This window comes from Kiloniellales bacterium, from assembly GCA_030064845.1.
Lineage (GTDB): Bacteria > Pseudomonadota > Alphaproteobacteria > Kiloniellales > JAKSDN01 > JASJEC01.
On the sequence record JASJEC010000130.1, the window covers coordinates 1 to 5473 of the forward strand.

Below are 5473 nucleotides of genomic sequence, written 5' to 3' on the forward strand. Positions count from 1 at the left end.
CCCGCTTCACGCCCCACAGCGCCTTCGAGGACCCGAACACGCCGGAGGGTGCCGCCCCGCGCGAGAGCATCGAGGTCCGCACCCTGGTCGTGATCGAGTGAAGGGCGTCGGGTGCTTGCTGCCTTTGGAGCGTTTGCAGCCGGGCCCGGACGTGCCACTCTCAAACCTGCAATGCCCAGGGGCGGTCCCCGTCGGCCGCCGCTTCGCGATCCCAAGGCAGGAGGCGCCTGGTGCCGCAGGGAACAGCGGGGGCGCCGCCACGCGGCTTTCCCGACAGCGAGTTCGAAGGCCGGCTGGAGCGGGCCCGAGCGCTGATGGCCGAGGACGGCTTCGCGGCGCTGCTGCTCACGACCGAGGTCGAGCTGCGCTACTTCTCCGGTTTCCTGACCCAGTTCTGGCAGAGCCCGACCCGGCCCTGGTTCCTCGTGGTGCCGCTCGCGGGCAAGCCCGTAGCGGTCATTCCCGAGATCGGCGCCGAAGCCATGGCCCGAACCTGGGTCGACGACATCCGAACCTGGTCCTCACCGCACCCCAGCGACGACGGCGTCAGCTTGCTCGCGGCTGCCCTCTCGGAGCTCGCCGGGGCCGGCGGGCGCATCGGCCTGGCCATGGCGCGGGAGACCCATCTGCGCATGCCCCTAGGCGATTTCGAGCGCCTGCGCCAGGCGCTGCCGACGGCCGAGTTCGCAGACTCCACCGCCATCCTGTGCCGGCTGCGTCAGGTCAAGTCCGAGCGCGAGATCGCCAAGATCGCCCACGTCTGCGCCCTGGTCTCCGATGCCTTCGCCAACGCCGCGCAGCTCTTCCATCAAGGACAGAGCGAGATCGAGGCCTTCCGCGCCTTCAAGATGGAATGTCTGCGTCGCGGGGTCGACGACGTGCCCTATCTGGTGGGGGGCGCCGGGCCCGGCGGGTACGGCGACATCATCTCGCCGCCTTCGGAGCGCCCGCTCGCCGAGGGCGACGTCTTGATCCTCGATACCGGCTCAATCTACGACGGCTATTTCTGCGACTTCGACCGCAACTTCGCCTTCGCCCAAGCCGATGACGAGGTGCGACGCGCCTACGACGTCGCCTATCTGGCCACGGAAGCCGGTCTGAAGGCGGCGCGGCCGGGTGCGACCTGTGCCGATCTCTTCCGCGCCATGCAGGCGGTCCTCGAGGTCGGCGGCGCGCTGGGCAACGACGTCGGCCGCCTCGGCCACGGCCTGGGCAGCCAGCTCACCGAATGGCCCTCGCACACGGCCTGGGACGAGACGCGGCTGGAGCCGGGCATGGTGCTGACCCTTGAGCCCGGGATGAGCTTCGCCCCCGGCCGTGTCATGGTGCATGAGGAGAACATCGTGATCCGGGAGTCCGGTCCAGAGCTGCTGACCCGCCGGGCACCGCCGGAGTTGCCCATCATCGGTTAGACGCCCGGGGAGAGAGGTTTGAAGCTCGAATTCGACTCCGACGAAGGCTTCGGCCAGCGCGCGACCCTGGGGCTGATCGTTCTGCAGGCGGACGAGACCGTCGAGCCGGAGTTCCGCGGCCTCGTCGCTCTCGAAGGCGTCGTTCTCTATCACAGCCGTGTGCCGAGCGGTGCCGAGGTCACACCGGAGACCCTGGCCGCGATGCAGGCCGAGATTCCCGCCGCCGTGCGCCTCCTACCGCCGACCGCGGAGTTCGACGTGATCGGCTATGCCTGCACCTCGGGTGCGACCATCATCGGGGAGGCCGCGGTCGCGGAAGCGATCCGCTCGGTCCGGCCCGGGGTCGCGACCAGCGATCCTCTGACCGCGACCAAGGCGGCGTGCCGCGCCCTGGACGTGCGGCGGCTCGGCTTCGTCACGCCTTATGTTGCGGAGGTCTCTGCGGCCATGCGCCGCAACCTGGAAGAGGCCGGCCTCGAGATCGCCGCCTTTGGCTCCTTCGAGGAGAGCGAGGAATCCGTCGTCGCGCGCATCGCGCCGGCCTCGGTGCTCGACGCCATCGTGCGGGTCGGTGCGGCGGCCGAATGCGAGGCGGTGTTCGCCTCCTGCACCAATCTACGGGCGACCGGTGTGATCGCCGAGGCCGAGACGCGCCTTGGCAAACCGGTGATCACAAGCAACCAAGCCCTGGCCTGGCACATGCTCCGCCTCGCCGGCCTGCCGGACGGTCAGGCCGTCGCCGGATCTCTGTTTCGCTGTTCGCTGCCCTGATCGGACGCGGGCGATCGCATCGCCCGGAGGAAGAATGACTGCCGCGCTGCTCGCTGCCTCAGGAGCGCAGCCTTAAGGTCAGCGCGGCGGCGGCGACCAGCGCCAGGGCGGCGACTAGGGAGGGCAGCAGGAAGCTCTCGCCGAAGCGGTAGGCGTAGCCGGCGAAGCTCGGGCCGATCATCTGGCCCAAGCCGAAGGCGGCAGTCATCATCGCGATCGCTCGGCGAGGATCGCCCCGGGACAGCGCCCGGGCATTGATCAGGCCGAGCGCGGTAATCCCCATGAAGGTGCCGCCGAGAAGAGCGGCCGCGACGACGATGGCGACCGGGCCGGTGACCAGCACCGAAAGCGCGACCCCGAAACCCTCGACCAGGCAGGCGATGGCGAAGCTGCGGTCATTGCCCCAGCGGCGCCCGAGCCAAGCCCAGAAGGCCACGGAGGGGACCGCGGCCAGGCCGACCACCAGCCAGACCAGGCCCTCGAGGGCGGCAATCTCCGGCAGGCCGCGCACCATGGTCGAAATGAAGGTCGCGGTGATCACGTAGCCGAAGCCGAAGAGCCCGTAGGCCAGGGTCAAGGCCAGCAGGCGCCGGTCCATGCCGTCCGACGTGTTGCCGACAGCCTGAGGGGCGGCGGCCTCCGCCCCGCCTGGGACCAGGGCCCGGGCGGCCAGCAGCGCCAGCAGGGAGAGCGCGCCGCTGGCCAGCCAGAGCGCTCGCCAGTCGGCGCCTATCGCACCGAGGCCCCAGACCAGGACGGCCGAGACGGCGATTCCGCTGCCGACCCCGGCGAAGTGCACCGACGACAGGCCGGGCCGTCCGGCCTGGGCCAAGCGGTCGAGAATCAGTGCGGAGCCGAAGACCAGGACGAAGGCGCTGGCCACGCCGCCGAGGAGACGCAGCACCAGGAAGACCGGCACTGCCGTGGCCAGGCCCATGGCGGCGGTGGTCACGGCGCTGACGCCCAGCGCGGCCAGGAACCAAAGGCGCCGTCCGCCGGGCAGACGATCCGCCGCCGCCCCCAGGGCGCCCAGCAAATAGCCAAGGAAATTGGCCGAGGCGACGATCCCGGCCTCGGCTTTGGTCAGTTCCAGGGCCTGCTCCATGAACGGCAGGATCGGCGTGTAGACGAAGCGTCCGATGCCCATGGCCGCGGCCAGCGCGATCAAACCGCCGAGGGCGAGCGCGATGCTATGGCTGCGGGCTCCGTCCATCGAAGGGGCCACTCCGAAGGCTGTGGCATGGCCGCCGCGGGCGGCGACCGCAAGCTCACGTCATTCGCCCGATTCGAGCAAGCGGGCATTCGCTGGGGGAATCGGTCGCTCAACTCTAAAGAAGTGAAAATTTAGTTTTATCCACAACCTGAGCTCGCATCTCGATTTGATTCGTGATACGACTTATACGGGAATCAACATCCGGGAAATCTCGGAAAAAACTGCCGCTCGGATCGTGTGCCGGTGATGCAGCGTCACGCTCCGACCCACCGACTGCGCCGTGAAGACGATGCATATCGCGCCAGTCTTAGGGCGCATCTCCTGACGGCCGCCGATGTGCGGCGCGGGACAGCGATGACGACAGACCCAGTTCAAATTCCCTGCCCGGTGGATTCTGGTCCTCTGTGCCAAGCAATTGGCAAATCTCTGAGGACGGTCTCCGTCGGTGCGCCGCGGCGGCTGGGTTCAGCTTTCCTGGATGCAATCTCGGTTGGCGGCAAGCGGCGGCGGAGAGGGGTCCCTTTGGGCCATCTGACGGCGTAGGGGGCGAAGGTCTTCGATCCAATCGCCCCCAAGATAGGGAGGACAAAACATGCAAGGCTACAAATGGGGAGCGCAGAAGTGTGGCCGATTGTCTCTGACAACGGCTCTGTTTCCCATCATGACTCTGGGCGTTTTGGCTCTGGGGCAAAGCGCATTTGCCGCGGACGATCCGATCGTGCCGATATCCGGCCTCAGCCCCTATCCGCCAGGGGTGGATTGTAATCTGACACCCCAAACGGGAACCGTTTGGCGCAACAGCGAGACGGAACCCTACATGGACGTGGACTTCGGCCGATCCGAGGAGATGGCAGCCATCGTCCACCAGGACCGCTGGAGCAACGGCTCGGCGCAGAGCACGGCAACCTTCTATTCGGACGACGGCGGGGAGACCTGGACTCTGGCCTCCACACCGATCACCCGTTGCTCCGGCGGCCTGCAAGTGGGCGACGAGTCCTTCGATCGGGCCTCAGACCCCTGGCTGACGGTCACTCCCGGAGAGGTTGGCCGGTATGACGACGACGATGATGACGACGACGATGGCGACGATGGTGACGGCGCGGTCTTCCATCAAATGAGCCTGATGACGGATAGGCTGCCGCCAGACTTCGAAAGCTTGCGAAGTGCCTATTCCATGCTGCGCTCCACCAACGGCGGGAAGACCTGGTCGGATCCCATCGTGGTGAGCAACCGCACGGAGCTGGAACCCGGCGCGCCATTCAACGACAAGAACACTATGACAGCGGACCCCTACAAGCGACGCTTCGTGTACGGGACCTGGCAGCTCTTGAAGGACGTCCTGCCGACCGACGACAGCGCGATTCCGGTTCAGTTCTTCTACAGCGACACTTTCTTCATCCGGTCGAGAAACAAGGGAAGAAGCTGGGAGCAGGAGCGCGCGATCTACAAGATCCGTAACGATGTGAAGCTACTGGAACAAGCCGGCATCGATCCCAACGTGACCCCCATCTTCGGCGCGCAGAACATCGGCCACCAGATCGTGGTCTTGCCCGATGGCCGTTTGGTGAACGTATCGCAGGCGGTATTTGCTGTACCGGGGCAGGACTACCGCGAGCGTGTCATCATCCGCTCCTTCGACAAGGGCAACACCTGGGAGCAACATGCCAAAGAGATTCCCTCGAATACGATCGGCGGCTTCGTCTCAGTCGATGCGGAATTGGCCGCCGTAACCGGCGGCGCCATCGTAAACACGACAAGAGCCGCGGGTAGCATTCCCGACATAGCGTTCAATCGGAACAACGGCTTTATGTACGTGGTTTGGCAGAACGTCGACCCGTCCTTCTCCTTCATCGGCGTCTTCATGACGCTGTCCAGGGACGGCGGCGAGACCTGGTCCGACGAGATCACGGTCGGCGGCGGCGAGCTGACGCCGGACGGCGGTACCAGCTTCGCGCAACTGCCTGCGGTCCATGTCGCGGACGACGGCACGGTCGGCGTGCTGTTCTAGAGCGTCGCGCCTTAAGTGGGAATCGTTAGGGGATTCCCTTTTGGGGCGAAGTGTGATTCACCCTCCTTG

General features: G+C 66.6%; 4 protein-coding genes. 3 read left to right on the forward strand and 1 reads right to left on the reverse strand.

Annotated elements, in window-relative coordinates; translation table 11 throughout:
* Positions 1 to 230: 230 nt before the first annotated feature.
* Together QNJ67_23840 and QNJ67_23845 are read left to right on the forward strand one after the other, a co-directional pair.
* Positions 231 to 1412 (forward strand): Xaa-Pro peptidase family protein, encoded by a 1182-nt coding sequence (locus QNJ67_23840; protein ID MDJ0612021.1) that lies wholly within the window; start codon positions 231 to 233, stop codon positions 1410 to 1412.
* An 18-nt stretch (positions 1413 to 1430) separates the two neighbouring features.
* The gene (locus tag QNJ67_23845; protein ID MDJ0612022.1) at positions 1431 to 2183 is read left to right on the forward strand and encodes an Asp/Glu racemase; all 753 of its coding nucleotides are present in this window, start codon (positions 1431 to 1433) and stop codon (positions 2181 to 2183) included.
* A 58-nt stretch (positions 2184 to 2241) separates the two neighbouring features.
* Here QNJ67_23845 and QNJ67_23850 read toward each other — a convergent pair whose 3' ends face one another.
* Positions 2242 to 3396, reverse strand: coding sequence for a YbfB/YjiJ family MFS transporter (locus tag QNJ67_23850; protein MDJ0612023.1), 1155 nt, complete (start codon positions 3394 to 3396; stop codon positions 2242 to 2244).
* A 592-nt stretch (positions 3397 to 3988) separates the two neighbouring features.
* Here QNJ67_23850 and QNJ67_23855 point away from each other — a divergent pair.
* A complete protein-coding gene (locus tag QNJ67_23855) occupies positions 3989 to 5404 on the forward strand; it encodes a sialidase family protein (protein MDJ0612024.1) in 1416 nt (471 codons plus the stop codon).
* Positions 5405 to 5473 lie beyond the last annotated feature (69 nt).